Genomic DNA, 26289 nt, shown 5'->3' on the forward strand with positions numbered 1-26289 from the left:
CTATCACTCTATGGTCCAAAGATAGAAAAATTCCCGAAACAATTATTGATAATTATTTTTTTTGATTCTGATTTTCTTTTCTACTTTATACCTCGTCAAAACATCTTTTTTAAGCGTATCAGAAGGCTTGAAAGTGATATAGATATGCGGATTAACGGTACTGATGAGCTCTGCTGTTTGCCCGTCATTATCCATCTGATCTTTCATAAAAAACAGCAGTTTCTTATCCATCATTTTTTCCTCTTTCAAAAAGCGGGTAATGGCTTTTCTGTTCTCGATATAATCACCTTTGGACAGCCAGCTGAAAACAAATCCTGTTGCCAAACTCATAAACGCAACGGCATAAGTTGTGTCATCAAAAATTTGAAATATTTTTCTGAAGAAAACCATCCAGATTCCAATAGAAAATGGCGCCAGCAAACGGTAATCAATAGCATTGACAGAATAAACATACTGGATAAAATAGGATAAAATAATGGTGACCAGCGAGCTAAGTAAAATAAATCTTTCTGTTTCTGATAATCTGTTTCTGATAAATAGAAAGATCATCACAAGGATTGTTAATAGACCGATGCCATAGATTCCGTAATTAATGGCTCCGCCGTTGGGATCTGCAATATGAATGAAGGGATTAAACGTAGTCGTCAATCCCTGGAACAATTCAACCAACAATTGTGAAGTCGGCTTCAGTCCGATTTCCAAAAACATATTGATGTAATTTTCATTAAAATAATCAATGAAAGTTACTTTGTAAAGGCCATAGAATCCAATACCTAAAACTCCGGAGATGGCAAAAGACTTCCAGTAATGTTTACCGATTTTCAATAAGCCAAAACCAATGCTTCCGGCACAAAGGAATAATGCACTGTAACGGATATTAAGTAACAAAATCAACAAAAGTGTCAGGAAGAAAATCCCCTGGGCCTGACTAATTCGGTTTTTGATGATTTGACGTGCTGTGAAGAAAAATAAGATGACGAAAGGTAAGGTCAAAGCCTCAGACATCGTAAAAGAAAAAATACTGACAAAACTGAACAGAGCAGAAGTTACCAGTAATTCTTTGAAATAAAATTTTCTTCGATACGCAAAAATCAGAATGAAAGTATAAGCCAGAACACCAACCAATTTGCTGCTCCAGAATTCATCCAGCCCAAAAAAAGTAAAGAATTTGATAAAAAGAGGATATCCCAACGGCGCAGTGGTGTTATCAATGACCGGAAAAACGTCGGCTTGGCGCATATATCTTATAGAATCGGGGCTTACGCGACCTTTTTCATTAGACAAAAACCGAAAGATAATCATCACATAAGTAATAATAATCAATAAAGTTTGAAGAATTTTCTCGTATTTTGAATTGAGTTTTACGGAAATCATAGTTTAAAAATAAAAAACTTTGTCAAATCAATAATGACAAAGTTATAAATCGTAATTTAAATTAACAGTATTTTTATTGTTTATAAAGCCTTTTCTTCTCTGCCAGATAATACTGAACATCCTTGTCGATGTAGGTTGACAATACATTACCGAGATTATCAAAATACGTTTTCGGGAAAATCATTTTCTTTTTAATTGTTGGCATTTTGACAAGTTTTATTTTATTATTGTCAAAATAATTCCATTCTCCGATATAGGTATTCGTCAGAAGATTAACGCTGGATTCTCCGCTTCCATCATTGTTGGCGGGACCGAATTCATAACGTTCCATGCCTATCAAACGCATTTTTCCGGTTTCTTTTTCATACCGAAACTGATAAGCATAGCCCGCTCGCATTTGATTCAGCTTAACCTTAAAACCATTTTTAGTCTTATCAAAAAATATTTCTCCAGAATCTTCGAATTGATTAGAAGATACTTTCTTGAATTTCTGAGAAGAAAGCTGATACACAACCGCTCCGTTATCAGGATCCAAATAAACTTTGTCTCTAATATTATCGCCATCAAAATCAGCAGAAAGCATTTTTTCCTGAGCAAAGATTAATGTTGGAAACGTTAGAAGTAAAAGAAATTTTTTTGAAAACATCTCCGTTTATTTTAAAAACATTTTCGAAACTTTTTCAGCTTTTTTACTTTCAGAATAATCATAGAAACCTTCACCGGATTTTACTCCTTTTTTGCCCGCCATTACCATATTGACTAATAATGGATTGGGTGCATATTTAGGGTTTTTGAAACCGTCGTACATTACATTTAAGATAGCTAGACAAACATCCAGTCCGATGAAATCTGCCAACTGCAAAGGTCCCATTGGATGGGCCATTCCGAGTTTCATCACGGTGTCAATTTCTTCCACGCCAGCAACACCGTTGTACAGTGTTTCGATGGCTTCGTTAATCATTGGCATCAGGATTCTGTTGGCTACAAATCCTGGATAATCATTCACTTCAGTAGGAACTTTCCCCAATTGTTTAGACATCTCAAAAATCATGTCAAAAGTATCTTTGGAAGTCGAGTAACCCTTGATGATTTCTACCAGTTTCATAATTGGAACAGGATTCATAAAGTGCATTCCGATGACTTTCTCAGGACGTTTTGTTGCTGCAGCAATCTGAGTAATAGAGATAGAAGAAGTGTTGGTCGCAAGAATACAGTTTTGCGGTGCCAGCTCATCAATTTGTTTAAATATCTTCAGTTTCAAATCCAGGTTTTCCGTCGCAGCCTCTACTATCAAATCAGCATTTGGAGCAGCCTCTTTCAAATCTGTGAATGTTGTAATGTTGCCAAGCGTTTTAGCTTTTTCTTCTTCTGTTAGATTTCCTTTAGCAATAATTCTGTCAAGATTGGTGGTGATGGTTTTCAGAGCTTTGTCCAGATTGTCTTGTTTTACATCTACCAGACTCACTTGGAAACCGCTTTGAGCAAAGGTATGAGCAATCCCATTTCCCATAGTTCCAGCACCTATTACAACAATGTTTTTCATATTTATTTTTTATTTTAATTTCAAATGTCAGTCTAATCTCTAACTTCTATTAATTTTTCTCAAGATAATAAAGATACTCTGTCGTTCCCGAAGCTTTATGATTTCTGTTTTCTTCCTTGTCTGCACGGAAACGCTGATACTCGGTTGTAAATATATCATATTTCCCGAATTTGGAAAGTATATTCCTAATTTCACTTTCTGGCATCAATCCTTCGTTGTTATAGCTTAGAAAAATATGTTGAAAATGAGCGTTTTGGATGAGGTCTTCGAAGCTTTTTGAAACTTCAATTTTGCTACAGTATTTTGATTTTTGATAATTTCTCAGTCCCGTTTTTCCTTTTGGAGAGAAATTGTCATATTTCGCAATCGTGTTCAGAAGATGATAGTTGGCGCCGTATTGCCGTGCGTTGTAAGGTGGGTCGAGATACAAAATATCGCCTTCGATTTTTTTGATTAATTCGTTGGCATCTTCATTATAAACCTCGTGATTGTTTTCAGTCAGTTCAAAATTAGCAGGCTGAAGTTCCAGTTTTTTGTGAGCCGATTTTTTGATTTGTTTCAAAAACGCACCATAAACCGAAGCCGTGTTGGCGATTTTATCAGCCGCTTCCAAAAGTGAACAAAGCAGGAAATAATATTGATCTTCGCTGATTTTCTGGGATGATTTCCAGTTTTCAATTTTTTGTCGAACCGAATCTATTTTTTTTCCATTCTCTTCTGAAAAATAAAGCCGTTCAGATGTCCCATTTTCCGAATATTCATTAAAAATAAAACCAGATTTTCCATCAAGAAGATTCAGCTCTTGAATCAGGTTTTTAAATTCAAATGTTTGATGATTTCCGATGTAATTGCGGTTCAGAATATAACTGTAAAATTCGAAATCGTTACTGATGTTTTTTTTGGTTTCTGCTTTGAAATTTCTGCCGACAATTCCGGTTCCAGCGAATAGATCACAAAATGTTTTTTCGCTTAGATCTCTACCAACAATTTGATAAACGTTTTGTTTGATAAAATCTGAAAGTTTGTTTTTGGAACCGATGTAATTCATTAATAATTGATCATAAAGGCTTCGAGAGCCTCAGCCTGACAAGGGTAAATTAGATTTGTCACACTGAGCGGAGTCGAAATGTTTTTTAATTTTAGGCTTTAATCCAAATAACATCAGACAAAATTTCCCTCGAATCCAAATTTAAGGAAACTAAATTGTCCTTGGAAAAATTACGCAGATAATCTTCAATCTTTTCTTGGATCAGAGTCAATTCTGTTTTCAGCTTCCAATGTTCGTTGCTTTTCTCATTGAAGAAAATAATAAACAAACGGTTTTCAAAATGTTTTCTTCCTTGCTGACTTTGATTTTGATAAAGCCATTCAATCAATTCTTTTTTGTGATCAATCGCATAATCAAAACTTTTCCCCAATTGTTTTGGAAACACGCTGCTTTTATGATCAAATGGAATCTCCGAAATATAAAAGTCTACAGTTTTCGAAAACTGATTTTCTTCTTTTCTAACGTTTGGATGATTCGTAATTATTTGTTCAATCGCTTTTGCAGACCAGAAATTCAGCCAACGATTGAAAGCATAATTTCTCAATTCTGAATCAAAATCTTTACATTGATTGTTAAGGTTTTCAAAATCCTGAGTCTGGTAAATGAATTTCGTTTTTCTATCCCACTCATCCGACTGCTTTCTTCCCCAATTGTAAGGAAAATCAAGACGCTTCTTAAGCTCGGATTCTAAGGATTGGAGATTCATTTAATAATTTCTGGTGTAATTTTTTTTCTCTTGCAGATAAATTGGATTTGGACTTCCTTTTACTCGGAATTTGGTTTTGTAATATGTTCTTTCTCCATCAATTTTATTCGTAAAAACTGAAAAGTGAAGATGTGGACCTTTGCTCCAACCAGTATTCCCACTATATCCAATTAATTCTCCCTGTTTGACGTCGTCACCTTTTTTAACCGTTATGCCATCTTTCTTAAGATGTACATATTCCCCGAAGGTTCCATCATCGTGGAGAATGATAATTTTATTATTAAATTTTGCACAATCTTTTGTAAGACAAGATTGATTAGAATCTGATTTTGTAATGACTACTTTTCCACTTCTTGCAGCAAAAACTTGAGTGCCAAGTTTATGACTGAAATCTAAAGAATAAGCATTTTGATGAGAAAAAGCACCATTATATCCTTGATAAATCGTTTGTGAAGTATTAGTCGGGTAGGGCAGCCAATAGACTTCTTCTGTATCAGCAGGCTTTGAATTCACATCACCAAAAACATAATAAACATTATAATTGAATTTGTAAGATTTAAATTGATCTTGTGCGTCAATTTTTGAAATAATGAATTTTTTAGTATTTGCAGGGATTACAATAATACTTTTATTAGCTAAACTGGATTTTACATTTTCTCCAGAATATTCATACTCAATACTTACAGGGCAAAATTCATTATTGTCAACAGTAATTACGTTGGTTTTGTTTTCTAAATATTTGTCAAACTTTATGTCAGGAGATTCCTGAGAAAAAATAAGTAGAGGAAGAAATAATAAAAGATAAAAAACTTTATAATTCATAAATCCACTATTTCTGTATCAACCTCATAATTTCCAACGCCACCTTCAACGCTTCTGTTCCATCTTCCAAAGAAACCTGAACTGGCAAATCGTTGTCAATGGCGTTCGCAAAGCTTTCCAATTCGTCAAGAATTGCATTGTTCGGTTGGATATTCGGATATTCGAAAAGGATTTGGTTTTTCTCGCCTTCCGCATTTTCGATAATCATATCAAAGTCAGACGGATTTTCTGGTGCTGGTTTCATTCGGATAACTTCCGCTTTTTTCTCCAAAAAATCTACAGAAACATAAGCATCTTGCTGGAAAAATCGCGATTTACGCATTGCTTTCATCGATATTCTGGAAGTTGTGAGATTCGCCACACAACCATTTTCAAACTCTATTCTTGCATTGCAAATGTCCGGTGTTTTGCTCACAACGGAAACACCACTCGCGTGGATTTGCTTCACTTTAGATTTTACCAAACTCAACAAAATATCCAAATCGTGAATCATCAAATCCAAAACTACAGAAACATCTGTTCCTCTCGGATTGAATTCTGCCAACCTGTGAATCTCGATAAACATTGGATTCTGAATATAATCTTTCGCACCAATGAAAGCCGGATTGTATCTTTCAACGTGACCAACTTGTGCTTTGATACCGAATTCTCTGCATTTGTAAAGAATTTCTTCCGCTTGTTCAAGGGTTTGAGTTACAGGCTTTTCGATAAAAAAATGGATGCCTGTTTCAATCGCTTTTACAGCATAATCGTAGTGATAGACAGTGGGTGTTACAATATCCAGCATTTCTATTTCGTCCAGCAAAGCTTCGAAGCTTTCAAAATATTTATAACCCAATTCCGCTTCCAGTTTTCTGCTGTTCTCTGCATCTTTATCGTGGAAACCAACAAGTTCGTACTTCTCAGATTGATTCAGTAATCTCAAATGGATTTTCCCCAAATGTCCAGCGCCTACAAGTCCTGCTTTTATCATAGCTTATTTTTCTTAAGGAGGTAAATTTAAGAATTATCACAAATCCAAATAAAAAAAGACTCAGAATTTTTGAAGTTTCTGAGTCTTGTCACTTTTATTTTATCACGAGTAGTGAAAATCTGTTTGATTTTCATCTCGCCTGGCATCCCAAATTGATAATATGATTATCTCATTCACATTAATTTCATAGAAAATTAAGTAATTGCGGACAATACTTATTCTAGCATTTTGATCATTTGTTGTCCTTCCGATTTTTGGATGTTGTGACAATAGATCAATGGCTTCAGTAAATAATTTGTTGAGTTTTTTGCTGTAAGTTTTGGATTTGGTTTTATTGGTCCAATAGATTAATATTTCTTTAAGCTCAGATTTTGCAGAATTAGTCCAGACTATTTTTCGTTTAGCCATTTTTCGATTTCTTTTTTCACTTCTTCATCACTGGAAACTTCTCCATTTGTATATTCTTTTCTTGCTTCTGCAATTCTGTCTTGTTGTTGTTTTGATAATTCAAAAATTTCTTCATCAAGTTCAAAATCCAAAAGTTTTTTGATTTCTTTTATCACTCGAATTTCCTTTAATTCGGTTATTCTATTAATGATATCTAATTTTAATTGTAATTCAGCGGAACTCATTTTGGAATTATTTTATATCAAATTTACAGAAAAAATTAAAAACGTAAATGTTTTCATTCTAAAGATATGACTTCTCCTTTCTCAGAGCTTTCTTTCGCCGCTTCAATCACTTTCATCGTATGGAAAGCTTGTTTTGCAGTCACAGGAACTTTTTTATCATTGGCAATGGCGTTGTAAAGATCATCGTAAAAATCCAGATAATTCCCTTGGAAAGTTGGGAAATTCACAATTCTGTCATTGTAAACCAAAAGTCCTGTTTTTTCTTCGGGTTCAGTTCCCCAATTCTCACGATTCGGAACTTTTCCGAGTTTCAATTCATCTTCCTGAATGTCGGCTCTGTGTTTCAAGAAACTTCCTTTCTTACCGTGGAAAACATAAGAAGGCGTCATTTCTTTCACAAAGAAACTCGATTTCAATCTTACTCTTTTGTCCGGATAATAAAGAAGAATGTCAAAATAATCATCGATCTGAGTATTGTCTCGAGTTCTTCTGATATCAGCAAAAACTTTCTCCGGATTTCCAAATAAGGTCAAAGCTTGGTCAATCACGTGCGAACCCAAATCCATCAGTATACTTGCACCAGGATTTCCGTTTTCTTTCCAGGCTTTCGGACTCAATTCAGGATTATACCTTTCAAATCGGATTTCTGCTTCCACAATATCGCCTAGATAATTTTCTTCCAAAACCTTTTTCACAGTTCGGAAATCGCTGTCATATCTTCGGTTTTGATACACGCAAAGTTTCAGATTTTTCTCTTTAGCCAATTTGTGCAATTCTTCAGCTTCCTCGGAAGTCGTCGTAAAAGCCTTTTCCACCAAAGCGTGTTTTCCGGCTTCCAAGACTTTCTTTGTGAATTCGAAATGCGTGTCAATTGGTGTATTCACAACAACTAATTCCGCATCACTTTCCAGAACTTCTTCCAGAGAATTAAAGCTTTTAACTTCCGGATAATCTGTTTGTATATTTTTTTTGCTTCGTTCGTAGGCTCCAATAAGTTCGAAACCATCATTGACCTCAAGAAAAGGCGCATGGAATAATTTCCCGGAACCTCCATAAGCCAACAAAGCTGTCTTTATCTGTCTCATAAATTTTAAAATAATTTTGATGATGCAATTTAACTAAATAAAAATTCAAGCCACAAAGACTTGCAACTTGAATCTTATTTAAGTTTCTAGCAGATTCTGCAAATAGTGCCGATTTTTAAAAAAAAAATATTCTGCCGAATCAGCGTAATTTGCGAGATGTTCTATTCCAGGCTTCGAGACTCATTCTCAGATTTCCGAAAGCTCTCATATTCTCAAACTCTCCGACTCTCCAATTCGTCAACCCAAATCATCCCATAATATGAAAACCTCCATCAACGTGACGAATTTCTCCGGTAATTCTGGTTTCTTTTCGGAAAAGATGAACAATCTCGTGCGCTAAGTCTTCTGGCAAAGCGTTCCCCAACGGACTAATTCTGTTTGCTCTTTCTACATCTTCTACTTTCAAAGTTGCATTTCCTGCTTTACTTCCCATATAAGGCGAAAATCTAATCGCATTGGCACGGATTCCGTATTTTTTTCCGAGTTCATAAGCCATTTCAATCGTTAATCTTTCGAGCGCTGCTTTTGCAATACTCATATTGATGTAAGGGAAAAACGAAACTTTTTCCGCGGCAATATAACTTAACGAAACAATCGAAGCACCATTTTGCAAAACACCATTGGACAACAAAGAATGACAAAGCGTTACCAATGAAAATGCAGAAACATTCATCGTATCATTGAATTCCTCTGCAGTCACTTCCAGCATTGGTTTTACAGATTTATTTCTAATGGTTTTATCCATTGCGATGGCGTGAAGAAAGCCATTCAGTTTAATATTTTTTGTTTTCAAATCATCAGCAAAATGACTTAAACTTTCCGGTAAAGTCACATCCAAAGGCGCTGTATAAACATCATTTCCCAACACTTTTTTACAGGCATTTTCGAAGTCTTCATAATTTTTATTGAGAAAAGATTCAGCTTTTTCGGAAAGATTTTTGTGAAATGGCGTTACGCCTAATCCTGTACAAACAACTTTGCCGTTGTTCGCAAGAATTTTTTCAGCGGTTTTCATTGCGAGAGAATTTTCATCTGCAATTCCGGTAATTAGAAAAGTTTGATTATCTAACATAATTTCTTTTTTTAGTTGATGGTTGATAGTTTTTAGTTGATTGTAAGAAATATAATCCAACAACTATCAACAAAAAACCAACAACCTATTTTACGCTTTATAAAGTGCAGTTCCCCAAGTCCAGCCGGAACCAACCGCGGCAAACAATAAAAGATTTCCGGATTGTACACGTCCGCTTTTGAAGGTTTCATCTAAAACAATCGGAATGGTTCCACCGGAAGTGTTGGCGTATTTGTCCATATTCGTCATTACTTTTTCGAATGGGATATTGGTTTTTCTCGCTGTTTCCTGTAAGATTCGGATACTTGGTTGGTGTGGAATTACCCAATCTACATTGTCAGAAGTCAGTTGGTTGGCTTCTAAAATTTCATTTATTGTTTCGGGTAAAACTCTGGTTGCCGTTTCAAAAACTTCTTTGCCATTCATTTGGAAATAATGAAGTCTCTGTTTCAAAGTTTCTTCCGAAGCCGGGATTTCTGAACCACCTGCCGGGATATTGAAATGATATTTTCCGGTTCCGTCTGCGTGTAGTTTGAAGTCAAAAAATCCTTTATCTTCGGTCGTAGCGGATAATAAAATAGCACCAGCTCCATCTCCAAAGAAAACAGAATCTTTTCTTTCCCAATCTGTAATCGTCGAAAAAGTATCAGCGCCGATCACCAATACATTTTTATACATTCCGGTTTCGATGAACTGGCAACCAATCGCAATGCCGTAGAGTCCACCTGAACAAACTGCGGAAATATCGAAAGCAACCGCTTGGGGCGCTTCCATTTTTTCCTGAACGAAACACGCTGTTGATGGCGCTTGTCTGTCCGGAGTCGAGGTTGCGACAATTATTAGGTCGATGTCTTTTGGAGTAACGTCTGTGTTTTCCAAAGCTTTCAATCCGGCTTTGTAAGCCAAATCGCTGGTCACTTCGCCTTCTGCAATTCTACGTTCTCTGATTCCCAGATTCTTAAAAATCCATTCGTCAGACGAACCTACTTTCTCGAAAAAATCATTCTTTAAAATTTTTGGCGGAACATACGAACCGGTTCCTTTGATGTAAGCTCTTAATTTCTGCATAACATTCATTCTATCATTCAATTAATTGAAAATATATTTAAGTTTTTAATAAAAAAACAATCAAAGCTATAAACTTTATTTTAGATATGGGTTAAATTTTTGATAATTTTTAAATTTTATGACTCCTGTTTGGAATTTCAAATTTTACTTCGGAAATTGCAGTCTAATTAACCACAAAAGCCACAAAAGTCTTAACTGCTTTTTTATAAGTTAATTAGATATTTGATTTTAAAAGTTTTCAGTAATAAATTTTTTGATTCAGAATTTATTTTATTTTGTGACTTTTGTGGTTCAAAAAATTAAAGCTAATAATGAGAGATACTTACGTTCACAAAGGCAAAAGGAAACAATTAATCGATTATCTTCATCAGAAAATCGGGATTACGGATTCTTTTGTTCTTGATGCGATGAACGAAGTGCCGAGACATCTTTTCATAGAAAGCGTTTTCGAAGATTATGCTTACGAAGACCGCGCATTTCCAATTGCTGCGAAACAAACCATTTCTCATCCCTCAACTGTTGCCGAACAAACTGAACTTCTTGAAGTCAATGAAGGGGAAAAAATATTGGAAATCGGGACAGGATGTGGTTATCAGACTGCAGTTTTGATTCAGATGAAAGCTCTGGTTTACACGGTTGAACGTCAAAAAGATCTGTATAATTTTTCTACAAAGATTCTTAGAGAATTGAATTTGAGACCAAAGTTTCAAAGTTTCGGTGATGGTTTTGCAGGCTTACCAACGTTTGCACCTTTTGATAAAGTATTGGTAACGTGTGGTGCAGAGATTCTTCCTACCGAATTATTGAAACAATTGAAAGTTGGTGGTAAAATGGTAATTCCATTGGGCAAAACCGACGAGCAGATTCTTTACAGATTTACGAAAATTTCAGAGACCCAGTTTGAAAAAGAGGAATTCGGGGTTTATAAATTTGTACCGATGCTTCAAAATAAATCACATTAATGAAAATGTACACAAGCAAAAGAGATTGGATTTATGGTTCTTTATTTTTAGGAATCAGCCTGCTTTTTGTTTGCATTGTTATTGCATCTTATTTTGATACGCCATTTTCAGGATGGCTGGTATTGTCATTGATTTTGTTAGTTGTAAATTCGGTTTTACTAATTAGTTTTTTCTTTATTAAAATCAGGATTGACGGCGAAGAACTGGTTGTAAATGTCATCTTTGATATTTTTAGAGTCAATATATTTAAAATTACAAAAATCCGAATCGGGGAAACAATGTGGAGTGGATTCAACAAATGTGGAACTTCGGTCGGCGGTTTAATTATCTTTTCGAAATATAAAAACGATCTTTACATCACACCCAAAAATCTGGATGAATTTCTAAAAGAATTACTGGAAATCAATAGTCACATTGTGATAGATGATGTAAGGAAAGACAAAGGTTGAACTTTGCGAAGCTGCAGTCCGACTTGAACGGAAATCCTTTTTTGCTTGTTCTCAAGTTCTATTGAATTTGAAAAATTTCTGCAAAAAAGATTGGGAGTGGAAGGCGGAAATAGCTGCCCAAAAAAATTATAAAAATGAATACAAGACAGGAAAAAATGGAGGCTTTTGGAAGGCTTCTCGATATAATGGATGACTTGCGGGAAAAATGTCCTTGGGATCAGAAACAGACTTTTGAAACGTTGCGCCATCTGACTTTGGAGGAAACTTACGAATTGTCTGATGCGCTTCTGAATGAGGATTTGCAGGAAATCAAAAAGGAACTAGGCGATGTTTTGTTGCATTTGGTTTTTTATGCGAAAATCGGTTCGGAAAAGGAGAGTTTTGATATTGCTGATGTCATCAATTCTCTTAATGAAAAACTGATTTTCCGCCATCCACACATCTATGGCGACACGGTTGCAGAAGATGAAGAAGCCGTAAAACAAAACTGGGAAAAACTGAAATTGAAAGAAGGAAATAAGTCAATTTTATCAGGTGTTCCGAAAGGTTTGCCGCCGATTATTAAAGCTTACAGAATCCAGGATAAAGTGAAAGGAATCGGTTTTGAATTTGATTCTGCGGACGATGCTTGGGCAAAAGTGCGAGAGGAATTACAGGAGTTTCATCAGGAAACTGACAAGGATAGAAAAGAAATGGAGTTGGGTGACGTGTTTTTCTCATTGATTAATTACGCTAGAATCTCCGGATTAAACGCTGATACGGCTTTGGAAAAGACCAATTCAAAATTCATTTCGAGATTCCAGAAAATGGAAGAGTTGGCTTTGTCCAAGAACCTTAACCTTGCTGACCTGAATCTAATGGAAATGGACCAGCTTTGGGAAGAATCCAAGCTTTCTGAAAAATAAATATCTTGGATATATTTAATTTGTATATTTGATTTAATTAAAATTTTAAACACATCAAACTATGAAAGGTAAAGGTTGTATTGTATTAATCGTTATTGTAGCGTTAATCGCAATTGTAGGATTTTGGGCGGTTGGAATTAGAAATGGATTTGTAGGTCAGGAACAAACTGTGAATGCCAAATGGTCAAACGTGGAAACCGTTTATCAGAAAAGAGCGAACCTGATTCCGAATTTGGAAAGAACGGTAAAATCTTATGCTAAATTCGAATCTGAGACTTTAACAAAAGTAGTAGAAGCAAGGTCAAAAGCAACTTCTGTCAACATCGACCCAACTAATATGACCGAAGCTGATATGGCAAAATTCCAAGCGGCACAAGGCGAATTGAGTGGTTCATTGAGCAGACTATTGGCTGTTGTGGAAAGCTATCCAAACTTGAAAGCTGACCAGCAATACATCAACTTCCAAAGAGAATATACAGCAATTGAGAACAGCATCCGTTCAGAAACAGTTTACTACAACGATGCTGCGAAAGAATACAACACGAATATCAAAACGTTCCCGAATAACATAATTGCCAACTTCTCCAACTTCAAAGAAAAACCATATTTCAAAGCTGAAGCTGGTGCAGAAAAAGCACCTCCTGCATTTACAGAATAATGACAGATTTTCTTACCAATACAGAGATGGCTTCCCTTGTGGAGGCCATCAAAATAGCTGAAGACCATTCTTCGGGTGAGATTCGTGTGCATATCGATTCGACGAGCGAAGATGATTTTGCCAAAAAAGCTTTCGAGATATTTCGTTCCTTGGGAATGCATTTGACTAAGGAAAGAAATGGTGTTCTGTTCTATGTGAATTTTGAACAGCATTATCTTACGATTATCGGCGACGAAGGGATTCACAAAAAAGTACAACAACAGTTTTGGGATAATCTTCACGACGAGATTACATCAGAATTTGCCAAAGGAAATTATTATAAAGGTCTGAAAGAAGCCATTCTGAAAACCGGACTCGAACTGAAAAAATATTTCCCAATCTCTGGGGAAAATATCAATGAATTACCCAATGATATCAGCTTCTCTTAAACGATATATTTTCGCATTATTCCTGGTTTTTGGATTGTTTTCCAAAGCTCAGTTGGTGCCGGAAAAACCAGCGATTCTTTATCCGGTTTATGATAAAGCAGGATTGTTGACGGAATCTGAAAAAGCAACACTGAATCAAAAATTGATTAAGTTTTCCGACTCTACATCTACGGAAATCGAGGTCATTATTCTTCCCACTACAAGCGGCGAAGACGTGAATTATCTCGCAACGATGTACGGCGAAAAGTGGGGAATCGGGCAAAAAGGTGTTGATAACGGTGTGGTCTTCTTGATTGCGACGGAAGACAGAACGATGTCTATCCAGCAGGGTCGCGCGGTGGAGCAATATTTAACGGCTTCGGTTGCGGGGCAGATTCTCGATTATCTTGTAACGCCAGCTTTCAAAAAAGGCGAGTTTTATGATGGGATTGACCGTGGAACTTCAGCCATTATGGAAGCGGTTCAGGGGAAATTCAAACCGATTGTCAAAAAACAAAAACAAGAAGGCGGGATCAGTATTGGAGCTATTATTCTGATCATTATCATCATCATTATTTTGATAAGTATAATAAATGGCAATAATGGTGGTAATTATGACGATGATGATTATACACTTTCCAGAAAAGGAAGACGAAGATACAGAGGAGGATTTTTTCCATTCCCGTTCCCAGGCAGTTTCGGTGGTGGAGGATTTGGTGGCGGAAGCAGCGGCGGCGGAGGATTTGGAGGCTTCGGCGGCGGCGGAAGTTTCGGCGGTGGTGGTGCTTCTGGCGGATGGTAGATTAAAGAATTAATATAATGAAACCCAGATTTTTGTCTGGGTTTTATTGTGTTTTACAGATTATCTAGATAACATTCAAAAAATGGTTTTTCTCGATAGGTTACATCAAGTAAATCTTTCATTTCATTATAATTTTGAATTGATTTATGAAATATAATTTCTCCGTTTTTATCTAAATAGGCGCCACTTATAATTTCTTCGATATCGTCAAAATCAAATCCATCTGGTTTTGAGAAAAATTCCCAATTCCAAGATGTTCCAAAGCTAGCTTTTTGTCCATTTTTAAACTTTATAACAAAAGCTGTCCAGCTCATAGCTGTTTCTCCATCAATCTTTCTTACTATGGATAAAGGAATTGCAAAACTGCTTTTTTCAATATTTGCAATATGATGGAAATTTAGATTGTTTCCACTTATTATAAAATTTTTTACAATTTCTCGATATCCAGATCCTTTACTTTTATTTTTAAAAATTGAATTTCCTCCTTGCTCATCTTTAAATCTTTTTATTGCTAAATCAATTTTTGGTTTAGAATTTCTAAAAATAACGCAAGGTAAATAAGTTTCATCAGTTAAAGTTACAGATGCACGATAGGTCTTTCCATAAATTTGGTCATCATAAGGTTCGATATTGTTTTTCAAAAATTTTATTAAATCTTCTTCTAATATTGAATTTAACATAGTTATTTATTAATTTCTCAAATATCCCAAAATAATTCTCATCTACAAAACAATTCTCAATTTCATAACAATCAAAATCTTGACATAAAACCAAAAAATCACTATATTTACGAAAATCGAGATTTCTTTGAAAAAAACATTGGTTCTATTTGCGCATCCTTACTTCGAGCATTCTACTACAAATGTTAGATTGTTAGAATGTTATAATGATTTGGACAATGTCACGTTTCGGGATTTGTATGAGGATTATCCCGATTTTCATATTCAGCCTTTTCGGGAACGAAAGAGAATTGTAGAATATGAACGCATTATTTTCCATTTTCCGATTATTTGGTTCGGATTGCCGCCATTGCTCAAGCTTTGGATTGATGAAGTTTTTGATATGCGCTGGATTTCCGAAAGCGGACTGAATATCTTGTCAGGAAAAGATGCGATCATCATTACCACTGTTGGAGGAAGAGAGAATAACTACACATTAGAAGGGAAGTATAAAACCGGAGTGGAAGAGCTACTTACGGGGCTCAAAGTTTCTTTGGATGTTAACAATATCGAACTTAAAAAATTACATATTATATATAATGCCGACAATTTGGAAGACCAAGAACTGGATCTTCTTTGTAACGAATTATACAATATACTCAAAATAAAATAGATGCAAGGTTCCATTGCGATGACAATTCTGATTTTTCTTGGTGCGGCCATTATTATGGTTCCGTTAGGAAAGAAACTTGGATTGAGTTCCGTCATTGGATATATTCTTGGCGGGATTTTGATTGGTCCGTTTTGTTTACAATTGACAGGGCGAGATGCGGAAGATATTATGCACGCATCGGAATTAGGCGTGATTATGCTTTTGTTCTTAGTCGGTTTGGAACTGGAACCTCAGAAACTTTGGCAAATCAGAAAACGGATTCTAGGACTTGGTTTGAGTCAAATGCTACTCAGTATCGTCGGGATTTTTATGGTATTTTACATTGCAGGATTTGGATTGAAAACATCATTTATTATTTCACTCTGTTTTGCAATGTCGTCCACAGCAATTGTGTTGCAGACTTTGAAGGAAAAAAACCTTTTCCGAACCGTCAGTGGCGAATCTTCCTTTTCAATTCTTTTATTTCAGGATATTGCCGTCATTCCGATTTTGGCACTATTACCATTTTTATCAAAATCCAAAAGAGCTTTGGAACAAGCCGACCACGAGAAAATATTATTACAATATCTTCCAGAATGGTTACAGCCGTTCACCGTGATTTTCGCCGTTTTAGCATTGATATTATTAGGTAGATATATTTTCACGCCGTTTCTAAGATTTGTATCAAGATCTGGATTGAATGAGTTATTGACGGCAGCTTCATTATTCCTTGTAATTGGTGTTTCTGAGTTGATGATTTCGGTTGATTTAAGTCCGGCGCTAGGTGCTTTTATCGCTGGTGTAATGTTAGCCAACAGTGAATTCCGACACGAATTGGAAAGCGCAATCGACCCATTCAAAGGATTGTTGCTGGCTGTGTTTTTCGTAAGTGTTGGCGCAACGATAAACTTTGATATTATTGTTTCCAAGCCTTTCTTTATATTTTCTGCTGCGTTTATCGTTTTGGCAGTTAAAGCGGTCGTTCTTTTTGGAATCGGGAAATATTACAAAATGAATAATGAGCAGAGTTTTTTCCTGGCTTTTGCATTGTCTCAGGTTGGAGAATTTGCATTCGTTTTGGTCAATTTTGCCGCGAGTTTATATTTGATAGATTATCAGGCTAACTCAGAATTAATGGCGATTGTTGCAATTACGATGTGTATTTCGCCATTACTTTTAATATTCAAAGAAAAAGTTCTCGATAAGAGATTCATCAAACAAAAAAATGAAGAAAATATAGAACTGGGAATTATCAAACAACGTAAGGTTATCATTGTTGGATTCGGATTTTTCGGAAGTACAGTTGGTCGACTTTTGAAAGCCAACGGAATCCGCTCTACGGTTTTGGACAATGACCCCGATAGGGTGGCACTATTAAGATCAAATGGCTTTAATGTTTATTACGGCGATGCTACAAAACCAGCATTGTTGCGTTCTGCGGGAATCGAGGAAGCTGAGCTTCTTGTGCTTTGTCTGGATGACCCGGAGAAGAATAAATTTCTGGTAGATTATGTCAAAGAAAATTATCCTGATGTCAAAATTTTTGTAAGAGCTAAAAACCGTTTGGACGCTTATGATTTCCTCAATAAAAATGTCAATCATATCTATCGTGAAACTTTGGGAACAGCGGTTGATATGGCAGTCGATATTCTTCAGGAAAACGGGATGCGAAAATATACCGCCAGAAGAATGGGCAAACGTTTTATGTTAATTGACAAAGCTATGACCAGACGTTTGGCTAAAGAAAAAGATAAAGACATGATTACCTTCACCCTTCGCGAATCCCTTGAACGTGAAGCCGAATTATTAGCTCTGGACAGTATTTCTTTCGAAGAAAATCATTGGAGTGGTGATGAAGATGATGACGATAAATAAGTCCTCTTATTAAATTTATTATTAAATTTGATAAAAAAAGAACCAATGATCTCACTCATCAAAAACAGCAAATTAAGTTACGCTTTTTTTAATGTTTTCAATAAAAAAAAATTAGAACATAATATTCCGCTTTACAAGAAATATAAAATCAATAAAGCCTATTTTGCACCCATCTCCAGCAAAGATTTTAAAGGTATTGAAGATCATTTCATTCGTAAAGAAAATCCGCAGGCTATACCAGAAACCACTTTTTATAAAAATCAAACCCCGGAAAATCAGCAAAGTCTGATTCATTTTTTTGATAAAGGTTATAGTGTTATCAGAAATTTTATTACCGAAGAACAGGCGGATCAAGTTAATGCAGAGATTCAGTCTTTGTTAGATAACAAGCAAATTGAGTTCAAATATGGTAACAAACTGATGTTCGCATTGCATAAGTCAAAGATTATTAAAGATATCGGTTTGGAAAAATCGTTATTAGAGTTGTTGGATGTATTGCTAGACGGTAAAACCAAGTTATTTCAGAGTATCAATTTCATTAATGGCAGTCAGCAAAAAACACATTCCGACAGCATCCATATGACCACTTTCCCTTTAGGCGGATTGATTGGCGTTTGGGTCGCATTGGAAGATGTGAGTGCAGATCAGGGTGCACTTCATTATTATCCAGGTAGTCATAAACTACCTTATTATATGAATTCTGATTATGATAATGAAGGAAACTTTTTTATGCTTGGAAAAAAAGGCTACAAAGGTTATGAAGTCATGTTGGAAGAAAAAGTTAAAGAACTCAATTTACAAAAAGAAATTTTTGACTGTAAAAAAGGCGATATGCTGATCTGGCACGCTAATATTCTGCACGGCGGAGAACCTCATACCAATAAAGATAAAACAAGAAAAAGTATGGTTTTTCATTTTTTCGATGAAAACTCAGTATGCTACCACGAGATTACACAAAGACCTGCACTTTTCGAAAATTAATTATATGAAGAAAATAAGAACGACTTTATTAATCACTTTTCTAGCACTCAATGCGGGAAATATGACGATAAATGCTCAGCAGAAAAAAGTTTCTGCAACCACAAAAAAATCTATGAACAACAATCCTTTTCTTAAAAAAAGTCCGTTGCAGTACCAAGCTCCGGAATTCGATAAAATAAAAGACGAACACTTCAAGCCAGCTTTCGAACAGGGTTTGAAAGAGCAATTGGCAAACATCGATAAAATCGTTAATAACAAAGCGGTTCCAACTTTTGAGAATACGGTTCTGGCTTTGGAAAACAGTGGCGAAACGCTTGGTCGGGCGACGATTCTTTTTTATAATTTGACAAGTTCCAACACCAATGACCAGCTTCAGAAATTAGAAGAGGAATATGCTGCGATTTTCGCTTCCCATTCGGATAAAATTAATTTGAATGAGAAACTTTACAAAAGATTAAAAGCCGTTAAAACGGATAAACTGGATGCAGAAAGCAAAAGATTGACCGAGTTTTATTTGACTAATTTCGAAATTGCAGGCGCAAATCTTTCTGCTGAAAATAAAGAAAAACTCAAAGAAATCAACCAGCAATTAGCAACTTTAGCGACTCAATTCAGTAACAAATTATTGGAAGCGAGAAAAAAAGGCGCTGTTTTGATTTCTGATGTCAAAGAATTAGACGGCCTTTCTGCTGACGAAATTGCGGCTGCGGCAACCGATGCGGAACAAGCCGGACAAAAAGGAAAATATCTTCTGGCTTTACAAAATACAACACAACAACCACTTTTGCAGAATCTGAAAAACAGAGCCACGAGAGAAAAGCTCTTCAAAGCATCCTGGACCAGAGCTGAAAAAGGCGACGAAAATGATACGAGAGAAACGGTTGAGAAATTAGCAAAATTAAGATTACAGAAAGCTCAACTCTTCGGGAAGAAGAACTTCGCTGAATGGAGTTTGCAAGACCAAATGGCAAAAACGCCGGAAGCAGCAATGGGATTGTTGGCGCAATTAGCAAAACCTGCTGTGGAAACGGCTAATCGTGAAGCTAAAGAAATTCAGGAAGTGATTGATGCACAAAAAGGCGGTTTCAAAGTTGAACCTTGGGACTGGAATTTCTATTCTGAGCAAGTTAGAAAAGCGAAATATGACCTTGATGAGAACGAAATCAAACCTTATTTTGAAGTAACAACGGTTTTGGAAAAAGGTGTTTTCTACGCGGCTGAGCAATTCTACGGCATCACTTTTAAAGAAAGAAAAGACCTGCCAGTTTATCATCCGGATGTGGTGGCTTACGAGGTTTTCGACAGAGACGGGAAATCTTTGGCGCTTTATTATTTGGATTTCTATACAAGAAGCAACAAAAGTGGTGGCGCTTGGATGAACAATTTCGTTCCTCAATCTCATCTTTTAGGTCAGAAACCAGTGATTGTAAATGTTTTCAATTATCAAAAACCAGCGCCGGGAAAACCTTCTTTGATTTCTTATGACGATGTAGAAACAATGTTCCACGAGTTCGGTCATACGTTGCATGGTTTATTTGCGGACCAAAAATATGCATCCATTTCTGGAGCGAATACGCCAAGAGATTTCGTGGAATTCCCATCTCAAATCAATGAGCATTTTGCTTTGGAGCCGGAGATTTTGAAAAATTATGCTTTGCATTATCAGACCAAACAGCCGATGCCACAGACTTTGATTGATAAGATTAAAAAAGCATCTAACTTCAATCAGGGTTATGCAACGACTGAGTTAGTGGCTGCTGCGACATTGGATATGAATTGGCACACTGTGACTTCCGACAGCCAGTTGATTCCGGTTTTGGATTTTGAAAAACAAGCGTTGTCTAAATATGGATTATTAGTTCCACAAGTTCCGCCAAGATACCATACGCCTTACTTTGCACACATCTGGGGCGGCGGATATTCGGCGGGTTATTACGCTTACCTTTGGTCAGAGACTTTGGATTCTGATGCTTGGGAATGGATAAAAGCCAATGGCGGGATCAAGAGAGAGAACGGCGACAGATTCAGAAAATATATTCTTTCCGTCGGCAACAGTGTAGATCTGAACAAAGCTTTTGAAGAATTTACAGGTCATAAAGCGGATATCAAACCTTTGTTGAGAAGTAGAGGTTTTATCAAATAAAGATTCTACAATCAGATATAAAACGTTTCCAGTTCGGAAGCGTTTTTTGTTTATAATACTCTGTTTTTTTAGTAATTTTAAGATTATGAAAATAAAATGTAAAATCCCGCCCATTGTTTTGGGACTTCTATTGATTTTAAGTTGTAATGAGAAAAAATACGACGAATTTGAGTTTTCATATGGTAATACTTTTGAAACGGATTTTTCTATCAAATTTACTCAAAATGATTCCGTTTATCTTCGTGAGAATTGGTCTCCAAATGATAGTAATGATGATATTCCTTATCCTAAAAGTAATACTAACTACACTGCGATTCTAACAAAAAAAGAAAAGGAAAAGCTAAATACATTTTTAAATAAGATTGATTTTAAAAAATTTGATACAGCTTATATCGAAAATTATCAGGACGGAGAACAGTTTAATCTTTATTTTAAAAAAAATTATTTTGAAAAAACTATTTTTGTTCGCAGTCATCATTCACCACAAGAATTGGATTCTCTAAAAAATTGGATTGTGGGTGTAAAAAGAAATTTAAAACTTACAAAAACTAAGAAAGTTCTAGCATTTAAAAGTAAGTTTAATCCAATTCCGCCACCGCCGCCACCATTATCAAATTAAATATTAATTAACTTCGTTTCAAATTCATCATTTTGTGAGAAAACTATTACTTCCTTTTTGCCTTTTAATATTAATTTTTATCATTAGTTGTAATCCCAAAGAACAAAATCAAACTAATGAAATCGAAACTAAAGACATTGATAAGAAAGATTCTATAATCGCAGTTGAAGTCGATTCAGCGCAGATTCCAAAATCAATTCTTTATCATGGAAATTTGAAAAAAGCAATCCAATGGAAAGATGAAGTTGGAGAGAATCTGGTGATTCTTTCAGAGTCAGGTTATCACAGGAACGAAAAATTCAAACACGAATTTGATGACAGCGCAGACTTCGAATTGTTTGCTTACCATTTCAGTTTAGATAAAAATAATTTGCAGATTTGGAAAATGTACGATTTTGTGGCCGATTGCCCTGTAGATATCGAAGCCGAATTTTATTCTCAGTTTCCAATCATTACAGACTTAGACAAAAACGGCATCGCTGAGGTTTGGATAATGTACAAAGTTGGTTGTCACGGCGATGTAAGTCCTGTCAATCTGAAATTAATCATGTACGAAGGCAACAAAAAATATGCGATGCGAGGGGAAAACCAAGTGAAAGTTGGCGCTAATGAATATATAGGCGGAGAATATAAATTGGATAAATCTTTCGATTCTGCACCAAATATCTTTAAGGATTATGCCATCCAATTGTGGAAAAAAAATGTCTACAAAAACTGAAATCCTAATCAAAACTGATTGGGATTTTTAATTGATTTTGAACCAAAAAATGCCCTTCTGCAAGTCCGACGGATAGGGCGTTTGCAGAGGTACCCAAAAAGGCACGTACCTTTTGATGAAAACGTACGTGCCTTTTGTTCAAAACGCACGTGTCTTTTTAGCAAAACATACGTGCGTTTTTAGAGATTAGCTCTGAGTAACTTATTATTCTCCTATTTCTAATCTTGTACTCAAAGCGATTCTGTTCCAGGAATTGATGGTTACGATCGCCATAATTACCTCTGCAATTTGCTTTTCAGAAAAGACAGCTTTTGCTTTTTGATAAGTTTCCTCGCTAAGACCATTCTGGCTGATTAGTGTGATTTCTTCTGTCATTTTAAGTGCAACTTTCTCTTCTTCTGTGAAGAATTTTTCCGCTTCGTGCCAGGCGCTTATTAGGAAAATTCTTTCAGCTGTTTCTCCATATTTGATAGCATCTTTGGTATGCATATCCAAACAATAAGCACAGCCATTGATTTGTGAAGCTCTGATCTTGATAAGTTCTTTAATTGTTTTTGAGATTTCTGATTGTGCCAGATAACCTTCCAATCCCAACATTGCTTTATAAGCCTGAGAATCTGTTTTGCTGATGTTGATGCGTTTTTCCATTGTTTTTGATTTTATTTATTATTGATTTTGTTATCGATACTGAAGTGAAATTGATTCTGACCAGATAATAAGAATGCCGCAGCACTACCTATCCAAACCGAATAATCGAGTGGCACTTTGATTCCTAAAGTGATGCTCATAGATAGGGCAAACATCAATAAAAGAAAGCCTGTTCCAATGGCTGTCCATTTGGTTTTATAGCCCAGAAGTAAAAGCAAAGCGAAGACTGTTTCTAAAAATGTTGCAGCATAAGCTCCGAAAATGCTCATAGATTCCGGCAGAAAAGAAGTGATTTTTTTGGTGTAATTCTCAAAGTTCTGCCAATTGCCCCAAGCCGAACTTTTGCCCCAAAACCCGAATCGGTCTGCAACGGCAGATAGAAGTGTTATAGCTAAAGCTACTCGTAAAAATAATTGTTGAAACCGATTGTTGATAGTTGTTTCCATTTCCTTCTTTTTGATAGTACAAAGTTGGGAAATCGAAATCGGGGAAATCTTAAACTGGTTTAAGAAATACTTTTCTTGCGAATTTTACAGATGGTGAGGATTTTATTAATCTGCAAAATTTGCTTGATCTGCGAGAAATAAGTTTTATGAAACAGTCTTTTTTCGAATTTCACTCAGATATTCCGGTGTGAATCCGAGAAAAGAAGCGATGAGATACTGCGGGACACGTTGAACAAAGTCCGGATATTGTTTGACTAATGAAAAGTAGAAATCTTCTTTGGAATAGGTGAAGATATATTTGACCCGCCGTTGATTGGCAGCAAAAGCTCTCTGATAAACAATCCTGAAGTACTTTTCCATGATTGGAAAATCGTTGAGGAGTTTTTCCTGAGAATCGCTGCTAATGGTCAAAACTTCCGATTTTTCCACGGTCTCAATGCTGAAGTCTGCAGGTGTTTTGCGCTCGAATGAGAAATTATCGGTCATCCACCAGGTTTCCAAAGCAAAATCTGTGGTCTGCTCAATGCCTTTTTCGTTGATGAAAAACTTTCTGAGCAAACCTTTCAGAACAAAATAATTCTGGCGGCAGATTTGTCCTTCTTCCAGAAGATTCTGTTTTTTGCCAAAGCTCCTGACCTCGAAATAATCTAATATCAAAGCAAAATCATCATCAGTAATTGTGATGAACTTATCCAGATGGGCTTTGAAAATTTGGGACATAATTGTTTTGATTGATGTAAATTTAAAACAAAAAAGCAAAACGTTCAAGGACATTTGCTTTTCGGGTTGTTACATTCTGCTGAGGATCTCTTTCTTTTTGGTTTCGTAATCTTCGACGGATATCAAATCATTGTCCAGAAAAGCTTTTAGTTTCATCAAGGTTTCCATGGGGTCTTCGGCAGGCATTTCCGGTTGTGATTGCAGTTTTGGTTCTTCCGGTTTTTCGTTTTGTGTGTTGATGGTAAATCCACCTGCCGTTGCTCTTTTTTCTTCTAATTCCTTTTCGCGTCGGTATTCGATCATTTCTTCCTCCTTGCTTTGGGCGTATTGGTAGAGTTTTCTCGCCTGAGATTTAGGAATATAATCGATGGTTTCTATAAAACCGCTCACTGCGGTCATCGTGAAAGTGGAACCAAGAATCGCTTCACTGATGTGGCTCTCGGCAACGTCTTTCCAAAGATAATCCTTGAAATCCATCACCAATCCAAATGATTTTGAACGGAAAAATAGGATTCTTTTATTTGTAAGAACAATAGAATCCGGAGAAATGTTGATGGCAGGTTTGTTTTGGACTGCGATATATTCCACAGTTTCTCCGTTAGTTAATAAATCGTTGACTTTTTCACTGATTTTCTCTACTGCTTTTGGGTCTTGGTCTTCGTTCAGGAATTTTTTTATATCGTTGATCATTGTTTTAAAATTTGTCTAATGTGAAATTACGAAAACAAAATGAGAATAGGACTTGTTAATGTAATGAAAACAAAAAAAGCAAAACCTCAATTGGTCTTGCTTTTAAAATTTTGATTGTAGAAATTTATTTCTGTTTCAATTGCTTTAGAATTTCTTCACCAACACTTTTTGCAGATTGTGGATTTTGTCCGGTGATTAATCTTCCGTCTGCAACTACGTGATTCTGCCAAAGTCCGGATTTTTCAAAGATTGCTCTGCGTTCTTTTAACTTATCTTCCAAAAGAAAAGGAACTACATTTTCCAGTTTCACGGCAGTTTCCTCTTCATTGGTGAAAGCATTCACTTTTTTACCTTCAATCAGATATTTTCCATTTGATAATTTGAGGTTTACAAGAGCAGAAGGTCCGTGGCAAACAGCACTTACTATGCCATTGTTTTCATAGATCTTTCTTGCAATATTCTGTAATTCTGTATTGTCTGGAAAATCCCACATTGTTCCGTGTCCGCCGGCGTAGAAGATTGCAGCATATTTTGAAGGGTCAACTTCGGAAGGCTTCATTGTATTTTCGATTTTTGTACGGTATTCTTTGTTCTCCCAGAACTCTTTATTGACAGCATCTTCCAGATTAAGTCCGTCAACTGGTGCTTTTCCTCCCTTTGGACTTACAAAATCGATGTCATAACCAGCAGAATGAAGAACTTCCCAAGGATGGGAAACTTCACCAAGATAATATCCGGTTGGTTCATTTGTATTGCCTTTTTTGTCGTGACTTGTCACCACGAATAAGATTTTTTTGCTCATAACTTTGTTAGATTTTTTGTTCTGTGCATTCGCAATATTCAACGTTGAAATGAATGCAAATAGAACAGAAAAGATTAAAACTTTGGTTTTCATTATCATAATTTTAAAATTTGATACTGCAAAATTCTATAAAATCGAGACCGAAAGAAAGGGTGTAAATCAAGGTTTTTCTGTGATGTATGTCACATTTATTTTGACAATCTGCTGAGTGTTTCTCTGGAAACACCAAGGTAAGACGCGATAAGAGATTTGGGAACGCGTTGAAAAAGAGAAGGGTAGTTACTAAGCATCTGCTCATAACGTTCTTTTGCGCTATGAGTTAAGAGTGAAAGGATTCTTTGCTGAAGTGCAATGTAACCGAAGTTTGATTTTTTTCTAAAAAAATGTTCAATCTTATGAAGCTCAGCACAGATTTTTTCACGGTTTTCCAACGAAATAGAAAGTACTTCAACATCTTCTATACAATCGATGTTCAATGTAGAATTGGTTTGATTGAAATAAGCCTGGAAATCTGTGATCCACCAGTTTTCCCAGGCAAACTGAAGAATGTGTTCTTTGCCATCATCAGGATTGGTGTGATAAGCTTTCAATAAACCGGAAACTACAAAGTGGTCGTTTCTGACAAGGTCGCCTTGCTGAACCAGAAACTGATGTTTCTTAAGCTTTTTGACAGAAAAATGAGAAAGCAAATAATCGAATTCCTTATCCGTAATCGGTGTGATTTCTTCGATATGTTTTCTTAGTTTGTTGCTCATTTTTGAATTTCTTTGTCGAAGATAAGAATTAAAGACTATTATAAAAAAATCCATTCATTTCGAATGGATTAAAAT

Annotated in this window: 31 protein-coding genes; 12 read left to right on the top strand and 19 right to left on the bottom strand. The window is 35.8% G+C overall.

Features of this window, described 5'->3' with window-relative positions:
- Nucleotides 1–42: 42 nt before the first annotated feature.
- The 12 genes from BXY58_RS08680 to BXY58_RS08735 form a co-directional block, all read right to left on the bottom strand.
- Entirely contained in the window at nucleotides 43–1374 is a 1332-nt protein-coding gene (locus BXY58_RS08680; protein ID WP_120213462.1) for a hypothetical protein, read from the bottom strand.
- Between the two features lie 73 nt (nucleotides 1375–1447).
- Nucleotides 1448–2020, bottom strand: a complete 573-nt coding sequence (locus BXY58_RS08685) for a DOMON domain-containing protein (RefSeq protein ID WP_120213463.1) — start codon at nucleotides 2018–2020, stop codon at nucleotides 1448–1450.
- Nucleotides 2021–2026: 6 nt separating this feature from the next.
- Nucleotides 2027–2917, bottom strand: coding sequence for a 3-hydroxyacyl-CoA dehydrogenase family protein (locus tag BXY58_RS08690; protein WP_120213464.1), 891 nt, complete (start codon nucleotides 2915–2917; stop codon nucleotides 2027–2029).
- 49 nt (nucleotides 2918–2966) lie between these two features.
- Nucleotides 2967–3965: a DNA adenine methylase gene (locus tag BXY58_RS08695; protein WP_120213465.1), complete on the bottom strand. Its 999-nt coding sequence runs from the start codon at nucleotides 3963–3965 to the stop codon at nucleotides 2967–2969.
- A gap of 91 nt (nucleotides 3966–4056) precedes the next feature.
- Entirely contained in the window at nucleotides 4057–4671 is a 615-nt protein-coding gene (locus BXY58_RS08700) for a hypothetical protein (RefSeq protein WP_120213466.1), read from the bottom strand.
- The gene (locus BXY58_RS08705) at nucleotides 4672–5493 is read right to left on the bottom strand and encodes a M23 family metallopeptidase (protein ID WP_120213467.1); all 822 of its coding nucleotides are present in this window, start codon (nucleotides 5491–5493) and stop codon (nucleotides 4672–4674) included.
- Between the two features lie 7 nt (nucleotides 5494–5500).
- Nucleotides 5501–6466 carry a Gfo/Idh/MocA family protein gene (locus BXY58_RS08710; protein WP_120213468.1) on the bottom strand — a complete coding sequence of 322 codons (966 nt, stop codon included), beginning with the start codon at nucleotides 6464–6466 and terminating at the stop codon, nucleotides 5501–5503.
- 102 nt (nucleotides 6467–6568) lie between these two features.
- Nucleotides 6569–6874, bottom strand: coding sequence for a type II toxin-antitoxin system RelE/ParE family toxin (locus tag BXY58_RS08715; RefSeq protein WP_120213469.1), 306 nt, complete (start codon nucleotides 6872–6874; stop codon nucleotides 6569–6571).
- A complete protein-coding gene (locus tag BXY58_RS08720; protein ID WP_120213470.1) occupies nucleotides 6856–7098 on the bottom strand; it encodes a hypothetical protein in 243 nt (80 codons plus the stop codon). The genes BXY58_RS08715 and BXY58_RS08720 overlap by 19 nt, the downstream gene beginning before the upstream one ends.
- Before the next feature lie 53 nt (nucleotides 7099–7151).
- Entirely contained in the window at nucleotides 7152–8183 is a 1032-nt protein-coding gene (locus tag BXY58_RS08725) for a Gfo/Idh/MocA family oxidoreductase (protein WP_120213471.1), read from the bottom strand.
- Nucleotides 8184–8430: 247 nt separating this feature from the next.
- The gene (locus BXY58_RS08730; RefSeq protein ID WP_120213612.1) at nucleotides 8431–9255 is read right to left on the bottom strand and encodes an SDR family oxidoreductase; all 825 of its coding nucleotides are present in this window, start codon (nucleotides 9253–9255) and stop codon (nucleotides 8431–8433) included.
- 90 nt (nucleotides 9256–9345) lie between these two features.
- The gene (locus BXY58_RS08735) at nucleotides 9346–10323 is read right to left on the bottom strand and encodes a 3-oxoacyl-ACP synthase III family protein (RefSeq protein WP_120213613.1); all 978 of its coding nucleotides are present in this window, start codon (nucleotides 10321–10323) and stop codon (nucleotides 9346–9348) included.
- Between the two features lie 311 nt (nucleotides 10324–10634).
- Between BXY58_RS08735 and BXY58_RS08740 the strand changes: the two genes are divergently transcribed.
- From BXY58_RS08740 to BXY58_RS08765, 6 genes are all read left to right on the top strand, one after another.
- Entirely contained in the window at nucleotides 10635–11285 is a 651-nt protein-coding gene (locus BXY58_RS08740) for a protein-L-isoaspartate(D-aspartate) O-methyltransferase (RefSeq protein WP_120213472.1), read from the top strand.
- The gene (locus tag BXY58_RS08745) at nucleotides 11285–11734 is read left to right on the top strand and encodes a PH domain-containing protein (RefSeq protein ID WP_120213473.1); all 450 of its coding nucleotides are present in this window, start codon (nucleotides 11285–11287) and stop codon (nucleotides 11732–11734) included. The genes BXY58_RS08740 and BXY58_RS08745 overlap by 1 nt, the downstream gene beginning before the upstream one ends.
- Nucleotides 11735–11868: 134 nt before the next feature.
- On the top strand, nucleotides 11869–12639 hold the full coding sequence (gene mazG / locus BXY58_RS08750) for a nucleoside triphosphate pyrophosphohydrolase (RefSeq protein ID WP_120213474.1): 771 nt from the start codon (nucleotides 11869–11871) through the stop codon (nucleotides 12637–12639).
- 61 nt (nucleotides 12640–12700) lie between these two features.
- Entirely contained in the window at nucleotides 12701–13297 is a 597-nt protein-coding gene (locus BXY58_RS08755; protein WP_120213475.1) for a LemA family protein, read from the top strand.
- A complete protein-coding gene (locus BXY58_RS08760; RefSeq protein WP_120213476.1) occupies nucleotides 13294–13725 on the top strand; it encodes a TPM domain-containing protein in 432 nt (143 codons plus the stop codon). Before BXY58_RS08755 ends, BXY58_RS08760 begins: the two co-directional genes overlap by 4 nt.
- A complete protein-coding gene (locus tag BXY58_RS08765; protein WP_120213477.1) occupies nucleotides 13706–14506 on the top strand; it encodes a TPM domain-containing protein in 801 nt (266 codons plus the stop codon). Before BXY58_RS08760 ends, BXY58_RS08765 begins: the two co-directional genes overlap by 20 nt.
- 53 nt (nucleotides 14507–14559) lie before the next feature.
- On the opposite strand, the gene BXY58_RS08770 is transcribed toward BXY58_RS08765, so the two are convergent.
- Nucleotides 14560–15186 carry a hypothetical protein gene (locus BXY58_RS08770; RefSeq protein ID WP_120213478.1) on the bottom strand — a complete coding sequence of 209 codons (627 nt, stop codon included), beginning with the start codon at nucleotides 15184–15186 and terminating at the stop codon, nucleotides 14560–14562.
- Nucleotides 15187–15313: 127 nt separating this feature from the next.
- Between BXY58_RS08770 and BXY58_RS08775 the strand changes: the two genes are divergently transcribed.
- From BXY58_RS08775 to BXY58_RS08800, 6 genes are read left to right on the top strand one after another with little or no spacing between them, the layout of a single operon-like run.
- Nucleotides 15314–15838 carry an NAD(P)H-dependent oxidoreductase gene (locus BXY58_RS08775; protein ID WP_120213479.1) on the top strand — a complete coding sequence of 175 codons (525 nt, stop codon included), beginning with the start codon at nucleotides 15314–15316 and terminating at the stop codon, nucleotides 15836–15838.
- Nucleotides 15839–17692, top strand: a complete 1854-nt coding sequence (locus BXY58_RS08780; RefSeq protein WP_120213480.1) for a monovalent cation:proton antiporter-2 (CPA2) family protein — start codon at nucleotides 15839–15841, stop codon at nucleotides 17690–17692. It abuts the gene before it with no gap.
- 45 nt (nucleotides 17693–17737) lie between these two features.
- Entirely contained in the window at nucleotides 17738–18673 is a 936-nt protein-coding gene (locus tag BXY58_RS08785; RefSeq protein ID WP_120213481.1) for a phytanoyl-CoA dioxygenase family protein, read from the top strand.
- A gap of 4 nt (nucleotides 18674–18677) precedes the next feature.
- Nucleotides 18678–20816: a M3 family metallopeptidase gene (locus BXY58_RS08790; RefSeq protein WP_120213482.1), complete on the top strand. Its 2139-nt coding sequence runs from the start codon at nucleotides 18678–18680 to the stop codon at nucleotides 20814–20816.
- 46 nt (nucleotides 20817–20862) lie between these two features.
- Nucleotides 20863–21435: a hypothetical protein gene (locus tag BXY58_RS08795; RefSeq protein ID WP_147366828.1), complete on the top strand. Its 573-nt coding sequence runs from the start codon at nucleotides 20863–20865 to the stop codon at nucleotides 21433–21435.
- Nucleotides 21436–21469: 34 nt separating this feature from the next.
- On the top strand, nucleotides 21470–22153 hold the full coding sequence (locus BXY58_RS08800) for a M949_RS01915 family surface polysaccharide biosynthesis protein (protein WP_120213484.1): 684 nt from the start codon (nucleotides 21470–21472) through the stop codon (nucleotides 22151–22153).
- Between the two features lie 204 nt (nucleotides 22154–22357).
- On the opposite strand, the gene BXY58_RS08805 is transcribed toward BXY58_RS08800, so the two are convergent.
- From BXY58_RS08805 to BXY58_RS08830, 6 genes are all read right to left on the bottom strand, one after another.
- The gene (locus BXY58_RS08805; RefSeq protein WP_120213485.1) at nucleotides 22358–22801 is read right to left on the bottom strand and encodes a carboxymuconolactone decarboxylase family protein; all 444 of its coding nucleotides are present in this window, start codon (nucleotides 22799–22801) and stop codon (nucleotides 22358–22360) included.
- An 11-nt stretch (nucleotides 22802–22812) separates the two neighbouring features.
- Complete coding sequence (locus tag BXY58_RS08810; protein ID WP_120213486.1) at nucleotides 22813–23247, bottom strand: DoxX family membrane protein; 435 nt, start codon at nucleotides 23245–23247, stop codon at nucleotides 22813–22815.
- Between the two features lie 144 nt (nucleotides 23248–23391).
- On the bottom strand, nucleotides 23392–23967 hold the full coding sequence (locus tag BXY58_RS08815; RefSeq protein WP_120213487.1) for a Crp/Fnr family transcriptional regulator: 576 nt from the start codon (nucleotides 23965–23967) through the stop codon (nucleotides 23392–23394).
- Nucleotides 23968–24036: 69 nt separating this feature from the next.
- The gene (locus BXY58_RS08820; protein WP_120213488.1) at nucleotides 24037–24657 is read right to left on the bottom strand and encodes a PH domain-containing protein; all 621 of its coding nucleotides are present in this window, start codon (nucleotides 24655–24657) and stop codon (nucleotides 24037–24039) included.
- 124 nt (nucleotides 24658–24781) lie between these two features.
- Nucleotides 24782–25552, bottom strand: coding sequence for a type 1 glutamine amidotransferase domain-containing protein (locus BXY58_RS08825; RefSeq protein ID WP_120213489.1), 771 nt, complete (start codon nucleotides 25550–25552; stop codon nucleotides 24782–24784).
- Nucleotides 25553–25647: 95 nt separating this feature from the next.
- A complete protein-coding gene (locus BXY58_RS08830) occupies nucleotides 25648–26214 on the bottom strand; it encodes a Crp/Fnr family transcriptional regulator (protein ID WP_120213490.1) in 567 nt (188 codons plus the stop codon).
- Nucleotides 26215–26289 lie beyond the last annotated feature (75 nt).

Source organism: Epilithonimonas arachidiradicis (assembly GCF_003610695.1).
Taxonomy (GTDB): Bacteria; Bacteroidota; Bacteroidia; order Flavobacteriales; family Weeksellaceae; genus Epilithonimonas; species Epilithonimonas arachidiradicis.

Excerpts from the sequence above, each read along its gene's own strand:
- BXY58_RS08680 (WP_120213462.1), bottom strand. The coding sequence starts at position 1,374 with ATGATTTCCGTAAAACTCAATTCAAAATACGAGAAAATTCTTCAAACT.
- BXY58_RS08685 (WP_120213463.1), bottom strand. The coding sequence starts at position 2,020 with ATGTTTTCAAAAAAATTTCTTTTACTTCTAACGTTTCCAACATTAATC.
- BXY58_RS08690 (WP_120213464.1), bottom strand. The coding sequence starts at position 2,917 with ATGAAAAACATTGTTGTAATAGGTGCTGGAACTATGGGAAATGGGATT.
- BXY58_RS08695 (WP_120213465.1), bottom strand. The coding sequence starts at position 3,965 with ATGAATTACATCGGTTCCAAAAACAAACTTTCAGATTTTATCAAACAA.
- BXY58_RS08700 (WP_120213466.1), bottom strand. The coding sequence starts at position 4,671 with ATGAATCTCCAATCCTTAGAATCCGAGCTTAAGAAGCGTCTTGATTTT.
- BXY58_RS08705 (WP_120213467.1), bottom strand. The coding sequence starts at position 5,493 with ATGAATTATAAAGTTTTTTATCTTTTATTATTTCTTCCTCTACTTATT.
- BXY58_RS08710 (WP_120213468.1), bottom strand. The coding sequence starts at position 6,466 with ATGATAAAAGCAGGACTTGTAGGCGCTGGACATTTGGGGAAAATCCAT.
- BXY58_RS08715 (WP_120213469.1), bottom strand. The coding sequence starts at position 6,874 with ATGGCTAAACGAAAAATAGTCTGGACTAATTCTGCAAAATCTGAGCTT.
- BXY58_RS08720 (WP_120213470.1), bottom strand. The coding sequence starts at position 7,098 with ATGAGTTCCGCTGAATTACAATTAAAATTAGATATCATTAATAGAATA.
- BXY58_RS08725 (WP_120213471.1), bottom strand. The coding sequence starts at position 8,183 with ATGAGACAGATAAAGACAGCTTTGTTGGCTTATGGAGGTTCCGGGAAA.
- BXY58_RS08730 (WP_120213612.1), bottom strand. The coding sequence starts at position 9,255 with ATGTTAGATAATCAAACTTTTCTAATTACCGGAATTGCAGATGAAAAT.
- BXY58_RS08735 (WP_120213613.1), bottom strand. The coding sequence starts at position 10,323 with ATGCAGAAATTAAGAGCTTACATCAAAGGAACCGGTTCGTATGTTCCG.
- BXY58_RS08740 (WP_120213472.1), top strand. The coding sequence starts at position 10,635 with ATGAGAGATACTTACGTTCACAAAGGCAAAAGGAAACAATTAATCGAT.
- BXY58_RS08745 (WP_120213473.1), top strand. The coding sequence starts at position 11,285 with ATGAAAATGTACACAAGCAAAAGAGATTGGATTTATGGTTCTTTATTT.
- mazG (WP_120213474.1), top strand. The coding sequence starts at position 11,869 with ATGAATACAAGACAGGAAAAAATGGAGGCTTTTGGAAGGCTTCTCGAT.
- BXY58_RS08755 (WP_120213475.1), top strand. The coding sequence starts at position 12,701 with ATGAAAGGTAAAGGTTGTATTGTATTAATCGTTATTGTAGCGTTAATC.
- BXY58_RS08765 (WP_120213477.1), top strand. The coding sequence starts at position 13,706 with ATGATATCAGCTTCTCTTAAACGATATATTTTCGCATTATTCCTGGTT.
- BXY58_RS08770 (WP_120213478.1), bottom strand. The coding sequence starts at position 15,186 with ATGTTAAATTCAATATTAGAAGAAGATTTAATAAAATTTTTGAAAAAC.
- BXY58_RS08780 (WP_120213480.1), top strand. The coding sequence starts at position 15,839 with ATGCAAGGTTCCATTGCGATGACAATTCTGATTTTTCTTGGTGCGGCC.
- BXY58_RS08785 (WP_120213481.1), top strand. The coding sequence starts at position 17,738 with ATGATCTCACTCATCAAAAACAGCAAATTAAGTTACGCTTTTTTTAAT.
- BXY58_RS08790 (WP_120213482.1), top strand. The coding sequence starts at position 18,678 with ATGAAGAAAATAAGAACGACTTTATTAATCACTTTTCTAGCACTCAAT.
- BXY58_RS08805 (WP_120213485.1), bottom strand. The coding sequence starts at position 22,801 with ATGGAAAAACGCATCAACATCAGCAAAACAGATTCTCAGGCTTATAAA.
- BXY58_RS08810 (WP_120213486.1), bottom strand. The coding sequence starts at position 23,247 with ATGGAAACAACTATCAACAATCGGTTTCAACAATTATTTTTACGAGTA.
- BXY58_RS08815 (WP_120213487.1), bottom strand. The coding sequence starts at position 23,967 with ATGTCCCAAATTTTCAAAGCCCATCTGGATAAGTTCATCACAATTACT.
- BXY58_RS08820 (WP_120213488.1), bottom strand. The coding sequence starts at position 24,657 with ATGATCAACGATATAAAAAAATTCCTGAACGAAGACCAAGACCCAAAA.
- BXY58_RS08825 (WP_120213489.1), bottom strand. The coding sequence starts at position 25,552 with ATGAAAACCAAAGTTTTAATCTTTTCTGTTCTATTTGCATTCATTTCA.
- BXY58_RS08830 (WP_120213490.1), bottom strand. The coding sequence starts at position 26,214 with ATGAGCAACAAACTAAGAAAACATATCGAAGAAATCACACCGATTACG.